Source organism: Pseudomonas sp. B21_DOA, assembly GCA_030544685.1.
GTDB lineage: Bacteria > Pseudomonadota > Gammaproteobacteria > Pseudomonadales > Pseudomonadaceae > Aquipseudomonas > Aquipseudomonas fluorescens_AO.
In genome coordinates, this window is sequence record CP086683.1 from 2,763,272 (window position 1) to 2,779,408 (window position 16,137).

Genomic DNA, 16,137 nt, shown 5'->3' on the forward strand with positions numbered 1-16,137 from the left:
CTGAGCTGCGGCGCGCTGCGATCTTTTGATGTTTTGCTTCTGGATCAAGATCAAAAGATCGCAGCCTCGTTTTACTCGTCAGCTCCTACAGGGAGGTGTTGTCTGGAAGACTGTCGACAAAAAAGCCCCGCATTCGCGGGGCTCTTTCGTTGCAGCAGCGCGATCAGCTGCCTTTGACAGTCTTGCCGTTGACCGTGCCGTCCTGGAGCATGATGTTGTACTCCTTGCCGTCGGTCTCGACCTGTTGCAGGCGCACCAGCAGGTAATCCCAGTCCTTGGCGAACCACAGCACGGTGATGCGCTTGCTTTGTGTCGGGTCGCGCACGCGTTCGACCTTGATCGCGTCGATCTGGCCGGCCTTGGTGTCGACCTTTTCCGAACCCAGCACGCGGAAGTCGTAGGTATCGACTTCGCCATCATCAACCACCTGATAGCTCATGCTTTTCTTGCCGGCGGCAACGTCATGCTGCAGCGCCAGTTGGTAGGTCGACTTGTCGACCATGCCACGGTTCAGCGGGATCTTCACCGCGTCGCCACGGTCGGTACCGGTGACCAGCTTGTTGGCCCAGTCGAAGTCCAGATCAGCTTTTTTGCTTTGCCCAGACCACCGCGTTCGAAGTGGTAGGACTGCGGCAGTAGCGTGTCCTTGTCCAGCTTCAGGGTGCTTTCTTCGGTCAGGCTGGCGATCATCATCGAGGCCTTGAAGCTGAGTTTCCAGACGCCGTTGGCTTCTTTGGTCAGGCTGCGTTCGGCAGTGCCGCTCATGGGCAGCTGCTTCCAGTCGGCGGTGTAGCTGGCGGAGAACGGTTGAAGGTCCGCTGCCTGCGCGAAGGGCAGGGCGAGCAGAGCGCAAGCGAAGAGCAGGGCGCGACGCATAATATCTCCTAGTTTCGAATCAAGTGGCCGCTGGCGGCGAGTAGCTGGCCGTCGAGTAAAGCACCTTGGTCACCGAGTGTCAGCCTGCCTTCGGCAAACCAGCGTACTGCCATCGGGTAGATCAGGTGTTCCTGAGCGTGGACTCGTTGCGCCAGACTGTGCGGCGTGTCGTGCAACTCTACCGGTAATACTGCCTGTACGACCAGTGGTCCGCCATCGAGTTCCTCGGTGACGAAGTGCACGGAGCAGCCATGTTCCGTATCGCCGGCCTCCAGCGCACGCTGATGAGTGTGTAACCCTTTGTATTTGGGCAGCAGCGACGGGTGGATGTTGAGCAGGCGACCCTTGTAGTGGCGCACGAAATCAGCGCTGAGAATGCGCATGAAGCCGGCCAGTACCACGAGTTGGGGGTTGAATTGGTCGATCAGTTCGATCAGCGCGGCATCGAAGGCCTCGCGGCCCTCGAATGTCTTGTGATCCAGCGAGCGGGTGGCGATACCCGCGTCGCGGGCGCGTTGCAGGCCGTAGGCGTCGGCGCGGTTGGAAATCACCGCAGCGATGCGGACCGGGCTGTCGCCGGTCCGCGTGCTGTCGATCAGAGCCTGCAAGTTACTGCCGGTGCCGGACAACAGCACCACGACATCACAGGGCTTTGGCATCAGTGGGCCTTGAGGTTCTTCAGCTCGACCTGCGCAGCGCCTTCGGCGGCCACGGCGATCTGACCGATGACCCAAGGCTGCTCGCCAGCGTCACGCAGGGTGTTCAGGGTCACTTCAACGTGCTCCTGAGCTACACAGATGACCATGCCGACGCCGCAGTTCAACACGCGGTGCATCTCGGTTTCGTCAACGTTGCCTTTCTCTTGCAGCCAGTCGAACACGGCCGGGCGAGTCCAGCTGGCCACATCAACCACAGCCTGAGCGCCTTTTGGCAGTACGCGCGGAATGTTGTCGAGCAGGCCGCCACCGGTGATGTGGGCCATGGCTTTGACCGCGCCAGTGTCCTTGATCAGCTTGAGCAGCGGCTTGACGTAGATGCGGGTCGGGGCCATCAGCAGGTCGGTCAGCGGTTTGCCGTCGAGCTGGGTGTTCTCGATGTCGGCACCGGAGACTTCGATGATCTTGCGGATCAGCGAGTAACCGTTGGAGTGCGGGCCGGACGATGGCAGGGCGATCAGGGCGTCACCGGTGGCGACTTTCGAGCCGTCGATGATTTCCGACTTTTCCACCACGCCGACGCAGAAGCCGGCCAGGTCGTAGTCTTCGCCTTCGTACATGCCCGGCATTTCAGCGGTTTCGCCGCCAACCAGCGAGCAACCCGACAGTTCGCAGCCAGCGCCGATGCCGGTCACCACCTGGGCAGCGGTGTCGACGTTCAGTTTGCCGGTGGCGTAGTAGTCGAGGAAGAACAGCGGCTCAGCGCCGCACACCACCAGATCGTTGACGCACATGGCGACCAGATCGATGCCGATGCTGTCGTGCTTGTTCAGGTTCAGCGCCAGACGCAGCTTGGTGCCGACGCCGTCGGTACCCGAGACCAGCACTGGCTGCTTGTAGCCGGCCGGGATTTCGCAGAGGGCGCCGAAACCGCCCAGGCCGCCCATGACTTCCGGGCGCGCAGTGCGCTTGGCGACGCTCTTGATGCGTTCGACCAATGCTTCACCGGCGTCGATGTCTACACCGGCGTCCTTGTAGCTCAGGGAGGGTTGCTTGCTCATGATCCAGGCCTTTAGGGAGGGATTCAGGGGTAACGACCGAGTTCAGCGGGAACGTCGAACTCGATGGGCGATCGCCTCACGCGAGTTTCGAGGGCCCGGCTGTTGCCGGTCTGCGAAGGCGCGCGATTTTATCAGGCTTGAGGGGCAGCGGCCATCCTCGCACCGACGGGCAGGGCCATATCGGCGGAAATTTTTTGCAATCGCAGGATATGACTGCCTGTATAAGGTGTGGCGATTAACCGTCTATCGTTAGGACTGTGCAAAAACTTACCGCCACCGTGTGAATGTTTTGCCAGAGCAGGGGTCACAGCCTTGCTCAAACGGTTCACGCGGCGTGTTCCAGCCGCTCCTGTCGACGGGAATTTTCCATGCGTTTTTGTAAATTGTTATTTGTGGGCTGCCTGACACTGGTCAGCCTGGCGAGTCATGCCGAAAACCTCAAAGGCCTGTATCAGGTGCGTCAGCCGGTCAGCGGCCAGGCGCCGGAAGAGCGCGATCGCGCCACGCAGGCGGCGCTCGATACCTTGGTGCTGCGCCTGACCGGCGACCCGAAAGCCGCGCAGAACCCGGGGCTGGCGCCGATTCGCAAGGATCCGCAGCAAATCATCAGTCAGTTCGGTTTCGACGCGGGGCCACCGGAAGTGCTGAAAGTCGACTTCGACCCGGCAACCACCGAGCAGGCCTTGCGCCGGGCCGGATTGCCGGTGTGGGGCGCCAGTCGGCCGTCGATGCTCAGCTGGTGGCTGAACGATTCAACCGAAGGTGCAAGTCTGGTCGGCGACGGTCAGGCCGCGGCCGTAACCTTGCGCACGGCCGCGCAACATCGCGGGTTGCCCCTGCGTTTGCCGCTGGCCGATCTCAGCGAGCAACTGGTGGCCACCGCGCCGGCGCTGGAAAGCGCTGACCCCGCGCCCCTGCGCAGTGCTTCGGACCGCTACAACGCTGACGCCCTGTTGGCCGTGCATGCCCGGGAAGAGGGCGGGCAGTGGCAGGCGAAGTGGCGCTTGTGGCTCGGTGATCAGAAAGAGGCCGGCAGCGTGCAGGGCGCCGATCAGGCCGCCGTTGCCGATGCGGTGATGCTGGCAGTGGCCGAGCGTCTGGCGCCGCGATTTGTCGCCAAGCCCGGCGCATCGGGTCAGCAGATTCTGGAAGTGCAGGGCATGAATCTGGAGCATTATGCGGCGCTGCTGCGGTTACTCGAACCGTTCGGCGTGCGTCTGCAAAGCGTGCAGGGTGATCGCATCATCTACCGGGTCAATGGCAGCGCCGATCAGTTGCGCGCGCAATTGTCGCTGGCGAAGTTGCAGGAGCTGCCTGCCGAAGCACCGGCTCCAGTGGCGCCGGCGCAGCCTGCCGTCGAGGGCGCGCCTGCGATTGCAGCGCCAACCCCGGTAGCGGCGGCACCGTCGTTGCGGTTTCGCTGGTAAGACTTTCCTTATATAGAAGCATCAGGAGTGGTAAATGGCCGATACGCGGCGTTGGTTCTGGCTCGGTGGGGTGGTCCTGCTTTGCGCGTTTGTGTGGTTGCTGCACCCGATCCTCACGCCGTTTCTGGTCGCGTTGTTGCTGGCTTATCTGTTCGATCCGCTGGTGGATCGTCTGGAACGGCTCGGCTTGTCGCGAACCTGGGGGTGATCGCCGTGTTTGCTCTGTTCACCTTGATCGTCACCGCGTTGATGCTGGTGCTGGTGCCGATGCTCGCCAAGCAGTTGCTGCGTTTGTACGAGTTGGCGCCGCAGATGCTCGACTGGTTGCAGCACACCGCTGTGCCGTGGGCGCAAGCGAAGCTCGGCTTGTCGGACGGCTTCTGGAAGTTCGACAAGGTCAAGGCTGCCATCAGCGAGCACATGGGCCAGACCACCGACATTGTTGGCGTGGTGCTGAGTCAGGCGACGGCCTCGAGCCTGGCACTGATCGGCTGGCTGGCAAATCTGGTGCTGATCCCGGTGGTGAGCTTTTACCTGCTGCGCGACTGGGACGTGATGATGGGCAAGATCCGCAGCCTGCTGCCACGCGATCGCGAAGAGCGCGTGGTTGCGCTGGCGGGCGAGTGCCACGAAGTGCTCGGCGCGTTTGTGCGCGGGCAGTTGCTGGTAATGGTTGCGCTGGGGGTGATTTACGCCGCTGGCCTGATGATCGTCGGTCTGGAACTGGGGCTGTTGATCGGGCTGATTGCCGGGCTTGCGGCGATCGTGCCGTACATGGGTTTTGTCATCGGCATTGGCGCCGCGCTGATCGCCGGGTTGTTCCAGTTTGGTGGCGATCTCTACCCGATGGTCGGGATTGTCGCGGTGTTCATGGTCGGACAGGCGCTGGAGGGCATGGTGCTGACGCCGTTGCTGGTGGGCGATCGTATTGGTCTGCACCCGGTGGCGGTGATTTTCGCGATTCTGGCGGGCGGCGAATTGTTCGGTTTCACCGGCGTGCTGCTGGCGCTGCCGGTGGCGGCGGTGATCATGGTGCTGGTGCGGCATGTCCACGACTTGTACAAGGATTCCGAGATCTACAGCGGCGTCGACGAACCCGAGCTGTAATGGCGCGGGCGGCCCGGCGCTTGGCCGGGCTGGCCCGTGTCGTGCGGGCAAGGGCGCCAGAGAATCTGTCAGAAAACCGCTGCGTTAACGCAAACCTTTGATTTTGCTTGGAGTCTGTCGCATTGTGCGCTCAGCCTCACGGGTATAAACTTCGCAAACTTTACACAGAGGCCACTAACGGTTCCTTTGAACTGTTCAGTCAGCATGAAACCGATTCAGCTGCCCCTAGGTGTGCGTCTGCGTGACGACGCCACCTTCATCAACTACTACCCAGGCGCCAATGCCGCTGCACTCGGCTATGTCGAGCGTCTGTGCGAAGCCGACGCCGGGTGGACGGAGAGCCTGATCTATCTGTGGGGCAAGCACGGCGTCGGGCGCACGCATCTGTTGCAGGCGGCGTGCCTGCGCTTCGAGCAGATGGGTGAACCGGCGGTGTATCTGCCGCTGGCCGAGTTGATGGACCGCGGCGTGGAAATCCTCGACAACCTTGAACAGTACGAACTGGTTTGCCTGGATGACTTGCAGGTGATTGCCGGCAAGGCTGACTGGGAAGAGGCGATGTTCCATCTGTTCAACCGACTGCGTGACAGCGGTCGGCGCTTGCTCATCGCTGCGTCCACTTCGCCTCGCGAATTGCCAGTGAAGCTGGCTGACCTGAAATCGCGCCTGACCCTGGCGCTGATCTTCCAGATGCGCCCACTCTCCGATGAAGACAAATTGCGTGCTCTGCAATTGCGCGCTTCGCGTCGTGGTCTGCACCTGACCGATGAAGTGGGGCACTTCATTCTCACTCGCGGCACGCGCAGCATGAGCGCGCTGTTCGATCTGCTTGAGCAGCTTGATCAGGCGTCCCTGCAAGCGCAACGCAAGCTGACCATTCCCTTCCTCAAGGAAACTCTGGGCTGGTAGTAGTGGGCTTTTGCCAGCTTTCAGGCGCCAGAAAACCCGCGTACCTGCGGCGTTTCACCGGCCAAACGAGTTAAGCGCTTAGATGTAAACGCGAAACCGGGAAGTCACATAAAGTTCGATTGAATTTGCAAATGAGGACGATAGCGGGCATAGTCTCGGCTTCTTTACAACTATCAGCCACGGTCGTGCCCATGCTAAAGCGCTTCGCACCCCTCGTGCCTCTCGCACTCGTTACCCTGTTATTCGGTTGTGCTGCTCATTCTCCGGTTCAAGAGCCGCCGCAACAGGTCAAGAATTCTGCTACCGCCCAGTCTTCCGTTATTTACCAGGAAGAGCTGGATACCGAAAAAGAACTCAACCAGTTCAACGGCAGCAAGCCTTATCAGCTGCCTGTGCTGGCTGACAGCATCCTCGAACGCGGCATGTCCCTGATCGGTACTCGTTACCGTTTCGGCGGTACTTCTGAAGCCGGCTTCGATTGCAGCGGTTTCATCGGTTACCTGTTCCGCGAAGAGGCGGGCATGAACCTGCCGCGCTCCACTCGTGAAATGATCAACGTCGATGCGCCGCTGGTTTCGCGCAGCAACCTTGAGCCGGGTGATCTGCTGTTCTTCGCCACCAATGGTCGTCGCGGTCGTGTCAGTCACGCCGGGATCTACCTGGGTGACAACCAGTTCATTCACTCCAGCAGTCGTCGCAGTGGCGGTGTTCGCATCGACAGCCTGGGTGACAGCTACTGGAGCAAGACCTTCATCGAAGCCAAGCGTGCACTCGCCATGGCGCCGACCGTGGTCACCGCTCGCAAGTAACCCCGATGTCGCTGCATTCGCGGCGACAAGACGGCCCGGCAACGGAGTAGACGTAAACTTTACAAGGTGAAGTTAAAGTCTTACTTGAAGTTTGCCGCGTAGCCGCTAGAATCCTGAATCTATATTGATGGCAAACCGCCTGCGTGATGACGCAGGCGGTTTTGTTTCTGTCCATTCGGCAGAGAAAGCCGCAGCCAGATCAGGATGTTCTGCTTATGACGATGTCGGCCCGCCTCACCTTGATTCTTTGCGTCGCGCTGCTCAGCGCCTGCGCCAGCCGTACACCGCCGCCAGCCCCCGTGGTTCGCGCGCCAATCGTGTTCGCACCTACCCAGACTTTTCCCCTGTTGCTGAAGACGTGCTGTTCCGTGCCTTGGGCCTGGTCGGTACGCCGTATCGTTGGGGCGGCAATACGCCGGATTCCGGTTTTGATTGCAGTGGCCTGATCGGTTTCGTCTACCGCGACGCGGCGGGCATCTCGCTGCCGCGCTCGACCCGCGAAATGATCGTCATGCAGGCGCCGAATGTGGGCAAGGAAGGCTTGCAGACCGGCGACCTGATCTTCTTCGCCACCAATGGCGGCTCGCAGGTCAGCCATGCGGGGATTTACGTGGGTGAGGGGCGCTTCGTGCATGCACCTGCCACGGGCGGCACGGTCAAACTCGACAGCCTGTCGAAGGCTTATTGGCAGAAGGCGTATCTGAGCGCCAAGCGGGTGTTGCAGCCGGGACAGTTGGCGCATAACCCATAGTTCGAATGCATAACGAAATGTGGGAGCGAGCCTGCTCGCGAAGGCGGAGTGTCAGCCGACCATGATTTGACTGATAAACCGCTTTCGCGAGCAGGCTTGCTCCCACATTTTTGCGTCGCGCTTAGCTTATTTGCTGGCCGAAACGCGCCACACTTTGTTCCCGACATCATCCGCCACCAGCAAGCCACCTTGCTGATCGATCACCACGCCCACCGGGCGGCCCAGCGCGTTCTCGTCCTTGTCGAGGAAACCGGTCAGCACATCCACCGGCTGCCCGGTCGGTTTGCCGCCAGTGAACGGCACGAAAATCACTTTGTAGCCACTGTGCGGTTTGCGGTTCCACGAGCCGTGCTGGCCGATGAATGCGCCTTCCTTGAATTGCGCCGGCAGGCTGTTGCCCTCGGCGAAGGTCAGGCCCAGCGAAGCCGTGTGCGGGCCGACGGCGTAATCTGGAGCGATGGCCTTGGCCACCAGATCGAGGTTCTGCGGTTTGACCCGTTCATCGACATGTTGTCCGTAGTAGCTGAAGGGCCAGCCATAGAAGCCGCCGTCCTTGACCGAGGTGATGTAGTCCGGCACCAGGTCGCTACCGATTTCGTCACGCTCGTTGACCGCTGTCCACAGCGCGCCGCTGGTGGGTTCCCAGGCGAGGCCGTTGGGATTGCGGATGCCCGAGGCGAAGATGCGGTGATTGCCGGTCGCACGATCCACTTCCCAAATCGCCGCACGGCCTTCTTCCTGATCCAGACCGTTTTCGCCGACGTTACTGTTCGAGCCGACGGTGACGTACAACTTGCTGCCGTCCTTGCTGGCGATGACGTTCTTGGTCCAGTGGTGATTCAGCGTGCCGCCGGGCAAGTCGACGACTTTGATCGGTTGGGTCTTGATCTCGGTGGCACCCGGCTCGTAGTTGAAGCGCAGCAGGCGATCGGTGTCGGCTACGTACAGATCGTTGCCGACCAGCGTCATGCCGAATGGCGAATTGAGGTTCTGCAGAAACACCGTGCGGGTTTCGGCGACGCCATCGTGGTCGGCGTCACGCAGCAGGGTGATGCGGTTCGGGCTCGGCACCCCAGCGCCGGCCTTGCCCATGACTTTCTTCATTACCCAGCCACGAATGCCTTTGCTGTCGTCAGGCTTGGGCGGCGCGTTGGTTTCCGCCACCAGCACGTCGCCGTTGGGCAGCACATAGAGCCAGCGCGGGTGATCGAGGCCTTCGGCAAACGCCGCGACCTGGGTGCCGGCCGCTGCGGTCGGTTTCGTGCCTTGTGGCCAGCCCACCGCCGGGGCGATGTTGACTGTCGGGATCAGCGTCTTGTTCGGTTCGGGCAGTTTCGGCGACGGGCCGGTGCCGTCGGAGACTTGTAGGCTGGAGGTTTCACCGCAGGCGGCGAGCCCGCCAGCGACGGCGATGATAAGAGCGAGTTGGGCCTTGCGCATTGCTGATCTTCCCTATGAATGCATTCCTAAACATAGAGGAGGGCGCAGGCCCGATGGTTCAACTGCTCAGCCGCGGGCTTCCTTGAACAGCATGGCGATGCCCGGATGATAATTGCCCGTGTCGCTGTGCAATTTGCGGTAGGCGTAGGGGAAATACCAGGCTACCGCGCAGGTGTGCTCCTTTTGCAGGTCGTCGACCATGTCCTGCAGTTCTTCGGGGCTGGCGCTGTGCTGGGCTTTTTGCGGAGCGACGAAAAGGCAGCCGAGCTTGAGATCGCTGGCGTAGCTGATGCGTTTGGCATCAACGGTAATGTTGAGCAGCGCCTGGGTCAGGTTGAGGTTGTTGACCCGTGGCCAGCGTTGCGTGGCTTGAATGAACGCGCGGTCTTCGGCGCCGGCAATCAGCAGGTCGGCGCGGGCATTGCGTTCGCCTTCTTCGCTCTGTTTGCGCGTGGCGGTGTCGTTCAGCGTGACCATTTCCGCCATCCACGCCGCTGCCGCGAGCAGGCCCAGATTGGCTTTCTCGTCGTGCCAATACGGCGTGTCGTTGTCGCCGCGAACGGTGTTGTAGCGATCGATACAGTCAAACCAGCGTTCCAGCACCGGGCGCAGGAATTCCAGGCGCGGGTTGCTGATGATCATGCCTTGCATCGTCGTCATCCTTATTGTTGTAGTGGGCTTTTTGGAAAAAAAGCATGGCTCTTTGATATCACTTGTCACAGTCTGGCACAAGATTGCCGCTGCACAATTGATCAGCGGCAGCTATTTGCGCGCAATGCGCCTCTTCAATTGACGCTCCACCCCCAACCCTCTAACCTTCGCCGCTTGTTTCAGGTGCTCTGTGGCCCCGCGTCGACAGAGTGAAACAGGGAAGCCGGTGAGGGTGGTCTTCAAGCGAAGCCACGACGATCCCGGCGCTGCCCCCGCAACGGTAAATGAGTGAAAACTGCGCCTTGAGCCACTGCCTCGAAAGAAGCGGGAAGGCGCGCAGTCCGGCCGATGCCGCTCATGAGCCCGGAGACCGGCCTGATCCATCTCAGCGGCATCACGGTGGGCGATGCCAGGCTTTTTGCCGTCTATTCTTGTGCCTGCCCGCCGTTATCCAGCCTCAACGGAGAGCTCCCTATGACTGATTCCCCGAGCGTGACGAACGCCATCTGGCGCGCATGCAGCGCAAGAAAGCCGTGATCGACGAACGCATCGCCAACTCGCCCGACGAGTGCGGCTTGGTGCTGGTGCTGACCGGCAATGGCAAAGGCAAGAGCAGCTCGGCGTTCGGCATGCTCGCCCGCGCCATGGGCCACGGCATGCAATGCGGCGTGGTGCAGTTCATCAAGGGCCGCAACAGCACCGGCGAAGAATTGTTCTTCCGCCGCTTCCCCGAGCAGGTGCGTTTCCACGTCATGGGCGAAGGCTTCACCTGGGAAACCCAGGATCGCCAACGTGACATCGCCGCGGCGACCGCCGCTTGGGAAGTCTCGCGGGAATTGTTGCGCGACCCTTCGATCGGTCTGGTGGTGCTCGACGAATTGAACATTGCCCTCAAGCACGGCTACCTTGATCTCGATCAGGTGCTCAGCGATTTGCAGGCGCGTCCGCCGATGCAACACGTGGTCGTTACCGGTCGCGGCGCCAAGCCGGAAATGATCGAGATGGGCGACACGGTCACCGAGATGGGCATGCTCAAGCACGCCTTCCAGGCCGGGATCAAAGCGCAGAAAGGCGTCGAACTTTGAAGCAACCACGTCACTGTCCGGCGGTGTTGATTGCCGCGCCGGCCTCCGGTCAGGGCAAGACCACCGTCACCGCCGCACTCGCCCGTTTGCATCGCAACCAGGGGCGCAAGGTGCGCGTGTTCAAGTGCGGGCCGGACTTTCTCGACCCGATGATCCTCGAGCGCGCCAGCGGTGCGCCGGTGTATCAACTGGACATGTGGATGGTCGGCGAGCAGGAAAGTCGCCGTTTGTTGTGGGAAGCTGCCGCCGAGGCCGAGCTGATTCTGATCGAGGGCGTGATGGGCCTGTTCGACGGCACGCCATCCAGCGCTGATCTGGCGCGCCACTTCGGTGTGCCGGTGCTCGGTGTGATCGACGGCACCGCCATGGCGCAGACGTTTGGTGCCTTGGCGCTGGGCCTGGCGAAGTATCAGCCGGACTTGCCGTTCGCTGGCGTGTTGGCCAACCGCGTCGGCACCTTGCGCCATGCGCAATTGCTCGAAGGCAGCCTCACCGAAGGTCTGCGCTGGTACGGCGCGCTGTCTCGCGAGACCGGCATCGAATTGCCGAGCCGCCACCTGGGTCTGGTCCAGGCCAGCGAATTGAATGATCTGGATCTGCGCCTCGATGCCGCCGCCGATGCGCTGGCCAGCAGTTGCCAAGTTGCACTGCCACCGGCCGTTGAGTTCGCCGCGCCTGATGTCATCGAAGCCGAGCCTCTATTAAAAGGTGTGCGCATCGCCGTCGCCCACGACGAAGCCTTTGCCTTCACCTATGGCGCCAGTCTCGATCTGCTGCGGGCGATGGGCGCCGAGCTGCACTTTTTCTCGCCGATCCGCGACACGCAATTGCCCGAGGCGGACAGCCTGTATCTGCCGGGCGGCTATCCAGAGCTGCATCACGTCGCGCTGGCGCAGAACACCTCGATGCTTGCAGCCATCCGCGCGCATCACGCAGCGGGCAAGCCGTTGCTCGCTGAATGTGGCGGCATGCTTTATTTGCTTGATTCGCTGACTGACGTGGAAGGCACCCGTGCTGAGCTGGTCGGTTTGTTGAAAGGTGATGCGGTGATGCAGAAGCGTCTGGCGGCATTGGCGTTGCAGGCGGTTGAATTGCCGGAAGGTTCTTTGCGAGGGCACACGTATCACCATTCGCTGACCACCACCGAGCTGACGCCGATTGCCCGGGGTTGAGCCCCAATGGCGGGCGCGGCGCTGAGGCGGTTTATCGCGAGGGGCGGATGACGGCTTCCTATGTGCACTTTTATTTTCCGTCGAATCCGACTGCGATTGCTGCATTGTTTGCGCCAGACCGTGAGGCCGCCTTCGCGAGCAGGCTCGCACCCACAATGGATCAGCTGAACCCTGTGGGAGCGAGCCTGCTCGCGAAAGGCCCATGACCGACAACACATTCTCCGCAGCCGAACGCGCAGCGGTCTACAAGGCCATCGCCGAACGCCGCGACATGCGCCACTTCACCGGTGGCAGCGTCGAGCCGCAGCTGCTGCGACGTTTATTGGAAGCCGCCCACCAGGCCCCAAGCGTCGGCCTGATGCAGCCCTGGCGCTTCATCCGCATCAGCGATCGTGCCTTGCGCGGGCAGATCCGCGATCTGGTGGAAGAAGAGCGCATCCGCACCGCCGAAGCTCTTGGCGAGCGCAGCGATGAGTTCATGCAACTCAAGGTCGAAGGCATCAACGATTGCGCTGAGGTGCTGGTCGCGGCGCTGATGGACGATCGCGAAAAGCACATTTTCGGTCGGCGCACGTTGCCGGAAATGGACATGGCTTCGCTGTCCTGCGCGATCCAGAATCTGTGGCTGGCCTCCCGCGCTGAAGGTCTGGGCATGGGCTGGGTCTCGCTGTTCGAGCCGCAAGCCTTGGCGGATTTGCTCAAGTTGCCGACCGGTGCCAAGCCGCTGGCGGTGTTGTGTCTGGGCCCGGTCAAGGAATTCTATCCGGCCCCGATGCTGGTGCTCGAAGGCTGGGCGCAGGCGCGGCCGCTGAACGAGTTGCTGTACGAAAATTATTGGGGAGTGAGTCAATGAGTGTGGCGTTGCTGAGTGTCGCCGCGGTAGCGCTGGATGCGCTACTCGGTGAACCGAAACGCTGGCATCCGCTGGTGGCGTTCGGCAATTTGGCCGGGCGCATCGAGCAACGCTTCAACGCCGGCGGCCGTGGCTGGCGCAGCCATGGTGTGACCGCATGGGTGCTCGCGGTGCTGCCGCTGACCTTGCTCGCCACGGCATTTTCCTGGGCGCCGTATGTGGGCTGGATCGTCGAGATTCTCGCGCTGTATTGCGCCCTCGGCATGCGCAGCCTCGGCGAACATGTTGCGCCGGTCGCGGCGGCGTTGCGCGCCGATGATCTGGACGAGGCGCGCAAGCGTGTTGGCTATCTGGTCAGCCGCCAGACCGATGAACTGGACAGCAACGCTGTGGCCCGCGCCGCCACCGAATCGGTATTGGAGAACGGCAGCGATGCGGTGTTTGCCGCGCTGTTCTGGTTTGTCGTCGCCGGTGCGCCGGGCGTGGTCCTGTATCGCCTGAGCAATACCCTCGATGCGATGTGGGGTTATCGCAACGAACGCTTCGAACGTTTCGGCTGGGCCGCGGCGAAAATCGACGACGTATTGAACTACATTCCTGCGCGTCTGGTGGCATTGACCTACGCGCTGCTCGGCAAAACCCGACTCGCACTGAAGTGCTGGCGCACCCAGGCGCCAAAGTGGGACAGCCCCAACGCCGGCCCGGTGATGGCAGCTGGTGCCGGTGCGCTGGGCGTCGAGTTGGGTGGCCCGGCGATCTATCACGGCGAACTGCATGAGCGCCCGCAACTGGGCGAAGGTGCGCCGGCCGATGCCGAATCCATCGACCGTGGCTGGCAATTGGTCCAGCGCGGCGTATGGTTGTGGCTGCTGATGCTTTGCCTGGGGGCGGAATTTTATGCTTGAGCACGGTGGCCGGCTGCGCAAGGCTGCACTCGATTACGGGATTGCCGAGGCCGACTGGCTTGACCTGTCCAGCGGCCTCGCGCCATGGCCGTTCCCGATCCCGGAGATCCCGCTACGCGCCTGGGCGCGCTTGCCGGAAACCGATGACGGACTGGAACAGGCGGCCTGCGATTATTACGGCGCCGCGCAGGTGCTACCGGTCGCCGGCTCGCAAATGTCCATCCAGTTGCTGCCGCGTCTGCGCCGGGCCGGCAAGGTCGGCGTGTTGTCGCCGTGCTATGCCGAGCATGCCGAAGCGTGGCGGCGCAGCGGTTACATCGTCCGTGAAGTGCTCGAGCAGGAAGTCGAGTTCTTTCTCGACAGTCTCGATGTGCTGGTGGTGGTCAATCCGAATAACCCGACCGGCCTGAGCCTGACCCCGGCGCGCCTGCTCGACTGGCATGCGCGGCTGGCGCAACGCGGCGGCTGGCTGGTGGTCGATGAAGCGTTCATGGACAACACGCCGCAACTGAGCCTGGCGCCCTATGCCCATCAGGTCGGGCTGGTGGTGTTGCGTTCGTTCGGCAAGTTTTTCGGCCTGGCCGGGGTGCGCCTCGGTTTCGTTCTGGCCGAGCGCAAGTTGCTCAAACTGCTCGCCGAACAGGTCGGGCCGTGGGCGGTGAGCGGGCCGACGCGGGTGCTCGGTACGGCGTGTCTGCAAGACACCGAGGGTCACACCCGTCAGCGGATTCGCAGCGATGAAGCGAGCGGACGGCTGGTGGCGCTGCTGACCCGTTGCGGTTTTGCACCGCAGGGTGGCTGCGCGCTGTTTCAGTGGCTGATCACCGAGCACGCCGAAGCGCTGCACGAATTCCTCGCCCGGCGCGGCATCCTCCTGCGCCTGTTCAGCCACAACAGCAGTGTGCGTTTCGGCCTGCCTGCCGATGCCGCGCAAGCGCTGCGTCTCGAACAGGCTTTGCAAGCTTTCACCAAGGACAATCCATGACCACTCTGATGGTGCAAGGCACCACGTCCGATGCCGGCAAAAGCACTTTGGTGACGGCGTTGTGCCGCTGGGCCACCCGCCAGGGCGTGGCGGTGGTGCCGTTCAAACCGCAGAACATGGCGCTCAACAGCGCAGTGACCGCTGACGGCGGCGAGATCGGCCGCGCGCAGGCAGTGCAGGCGCAAGCGGCCTTTCTCGAACCCCACACCGACATGAACCCGGTGCTGCTCAAGCCCAACAGCGACACCGGCGCGCAAGTGATCATTCATGGCCGCGCGGTGACGACGATGAACGCCGTTGCCTATCACGATTACAAGGCCATCGCGATGCAAGCGGTGCTCGCCTCGCACGAGCGACTCAGCGCTGCGTATCCGCTGGTCATGGTCGAAGGCGCCGGTTCGCCGGCCGAGATCAATCTGCGCGCCGGCGATATTGCCAACATGGGCTTTGCCGAGGCGGTGGATTGCCCGGTGTTGCTGATCGCCGACATCAATCGCGGCGGCGTGTTTGCGCATCTGGTCGGCACGCTGGAATTGCTTTCGCCGAGTGAGCAGGCGCGGGTCAAAGGCTTCATCATCAACCGTTTTCGCGGCGATATTGCCTTGCTGCAACCGGGCCTCGACTGGCTGGAGCAGCGCACCGGCAAACCGGTGGTTGGCGTGTTGCCCTACGTGATGGACCTGCACCTTGAAGCCGAGGACGGCATCGACCAACGCCAAACCGACAAGGCCGAGCAGGTGTTGAAAGTGGTGGTGCCGGTACTGCCGCGCATCAGCAATCACACCGACTTCGACCCGCTGCGTCTGCATCCGCAGGTGGATCTGCAGTTTGTCGGCCCGGGGCAGGCGATTCCTGCCGCCGATCTGATCATCCTGCCAGGCTCGAAAAGCGTGCGCAGCGATCTGGCTTATCTGCGCGCCAACGGTTGGGACGCAGCAATCAATCGACATCTGCGCTACGGCGGCAAGGTGCTGGGGATTTGCGGCGGTCTGCAGATGCTCGGCGAGCAGGTGCACGACCCGCTTGGGCTGGAAGGCGCTGCCGGCTCCAGTGCCGGCCTGGGTCTGCTGGCGTTCGAAACGCAACTTGAAGCCGAGAAGCAACTGCGCAACGTGCGCGGGCGGCTGGCGCTGGAAAACGCCGCAGTCAGCGGTTATGAAATCCATGCTGGCGTAACCACCGGGCCGGCGCTGGAAAACCCCGCGGTGCATCTGGACGACGGTCGTTGCGATGGTGCGCAAAGTGCCGATCGCCAGGTGTTTGGCACCTATCTGCACGGCTTGTTCGAATCTCCCGAGGCGAGTGCCGCGTTGTTGCGCTGGGCGGGCTTGAGTGATGTGCAAGAGGTCGATTACCACGGCTTGCGCGAGCGCGATATCGAACGATTAGCGGATCTGGTGGAGAAGCATCTGGATACCGATTTGTTGCGTCAGCTCTGTGGGATTTGAGT

At 62.1% G+C, this 16,137-nt stretch carries 12 protein-coding genes, 4 pseudogenes and 1 riboswitch; of the genes and pseudogenes, 11 read left to right on the top strand and 5 right to left on the bottom strand.

Features of this window, described 5'->3' with window-relative positions; all coding sequences use genetic code 11:
- Positions 1-163: 163 nt before the first annotated feature.
- The 3 genes and pseudogenes from LJU32_12690 to purM all read right to left on the bottom strand — a co-directional run bounded on the left by LJU32_12690 (position 164) and on the right by purM (position 2,593).
- Positions 164-876: pseudogene (locus LJU32_12690) on the bottom strand (DUF3108 domain-containing protein).
- Between the two features lie 8 nt (positions 877-884).
- Positions 885-1,535 (bottom strand): phosphoribosylglycinamide formyltransferase, encoded by a 651-nt coding sequence (gene purN, locus LJU32_12695; protein ID WKV90877.1) that lies wholly within the window; start codon positions 1,533-1,535, stop codon positions 885-887.
- Positions 1,535-2,593, bottom strand: a complete 1,059-nt coding sequence (gene purM, locus LJU32_12700; protein WKV90878.1) for a phosphoribosylformylglycinamidine cyclo-ligase — start codon at positions 2,591-2,593, stop codon at positions 1,535-1,537. The genes purN and purM overlap by 1 nt, the downstream gene beginning before the upstream one ends.
- Positions 2,594-2,961: 368 nt before the next feature.
- Here purM and LJU32_12705 point away from each other — a divergent pair, with 368 nt between their 5' ends.
- The 5 genes and pseudogenes from LJU32_12705 (at position 2,962) to LJU32_12725 (ending at position 7,596) form a co-directional block, all read left to right on the top strand.
- Positions 2,962-4,020 carry a DUF2066 domain-containing protein gene (locus LJU32_12705; GenBank protein ID WKV90879.1) on the top strand — a complete coding sequence of 353 codons (1,059 nt, stop codon included), beginning with the start codon at positions 2,962-2,964 and terminating at the stop codon, positions 4,018-4,020.
- Between the two features lie 34 nt (positions 4,021-4,054).
- Positions 4,055-5,127, top strand: a pseudogene (locus LJU32_12710) (AI-2E family transporter).
- Between the two features lie 204 nt (positions 5,128-5,331).
- A complete protein-coding gene (hda, locus tag LJU32_12715) occupies positions 5,332-6,036 on the top strand; it encodes a DnaA regulatory inactivator Hda (protein ID WKV90880.1) in 705 nt (234 codons plus the stop codon).
- A 191-nt stretch (positions 6,037-6,227) separates the two neighbouring features.
- Positions 6,228-6,845: an NlpC/P60 family protein gene (locus LJU32_12720; GenBank protein ID WKV90881.1), complete on the top strand. Its 618-nt coding sequence runs from the start codon at positions 6,228-6,230 to the stop codon at positions 6,843-6,845.
- A gap of 215 nt (positions 6,846-7,060) precedes the next feature.
- A pseudogene (locus tag LJU32_12725) lies at positions 7,061-7,596 on the top strand (C40 family peptidase).
- A gap of 126 nt (positions 7,597-7,722) precedes the next feature.
- Here the strand turns inward: LJU32_12725 and LJU32_12730 are convergent.
- A complete protein-coding gene (locus LJU32_12730; GenBank protein WKV90882.1) occupies positions 7,723-9,036 on the bottom strand; it encodes a sorbosone dehydrogenase family protein in 1,314 nt (437 codons plus the stop codon).
- A 66-nt stretch (positions 9,037-9,102) separates the two neighbouring features.
- Entirely contained in the window at positions 9,103-9,687 is a 585-nt protein-coding gene (locus LJU32_12735; GenBank protein WKV90883.1) for a hypothetical protein, read from the bottom strand.
- A gap of 164 nt (positions 9,688-9,851) precedes the next feature.
- Positions 9,852-10,081, top strand: a riboswitch (cobalamin riboswitch).
- Positions 10,082-10,193: 112 nt separating this feature from the next.
- On the opposite strand from LJU32_12735, the gene cobO reads away from it, so the two are divergent.
- From cobO to LJU32_12765, 6 genes and pseudogenes are all read left to right on the top strand, one after another.
- Positions 10,194-10,772 (top strand): cob(I)yrinic acid a,c-diamide adenosyltransferase, encoded by a 579-nt coding sequence (cobO, locus tag LJU32_12740; protein ID WKV91087.1) that lies wholly within the window; start codon positions 10,194-10,196, stop codon positions 10,770-10,772.
- A pseudogene (locus LJU32_12745) lies at positions 10,769-12,150 on the top strand (cobyrinate a,c-diamide synthase). The gene cobO and the pseudogene LJU32_12745 overlap by 4 nt, the downstream one beginning before the upstream one ends.
- Positions 12,147-12,797, top strand: a complete 651-nt coding sequence (bluB, locus tag LJU32_12750; protein ID WKV90884.1) for a 5,6-dimethylbenzimidazole synthase — start codon at positions 12,147-12,149, stop codon at positions 12,795-12,797. Before LJU32_12745 ends, bluB begins: the two are co-directional and overlap by 4 nt.
- Positions 12,794-13,702, top strand: coding sequence for an adenosylcobinamide-phosphate synthase CbiB (cbiB, locus tag LJU32_12755; GenBank protein ID WKV90885.1), 909 nt, complete (start codon positions 12,794-12,796; stop codon positions 13,700-13,702). The genes bluB and cbiB overlap by 4 nt, the downstream gene beginning before the upstream one ends.
- Positions 13,695-14,687, top strand: a complete 993-nt coding sequence (cobD, locus tag LJU32_12760) for a threonine-phosphate decarboxylase CobD (GenBank protein WKV90886.1) — start codon at positions 13,695-13,697, stop codon at positions 14,685-14,687. The genes cbiB and cobD overlap by 8 nt, the downstream gene beginning before the upstream one ends.
- Complete coding sequence (locus LJU32_12765) at positions 14,684-16,135, top strand: cobyric acid synthase (protein ID WKV90887.1); 1,452 nt, start codon at positions 14,684-14,686, stop codon at positions 16,133-16,135. The genes cobD and LJU32_12765 overlap by 4 nt, the downstream gene beginning before the upstream one ends.
- The last annotated feature ends 2 nt before the right edge of the window (positions 16,136-16,137 follow it).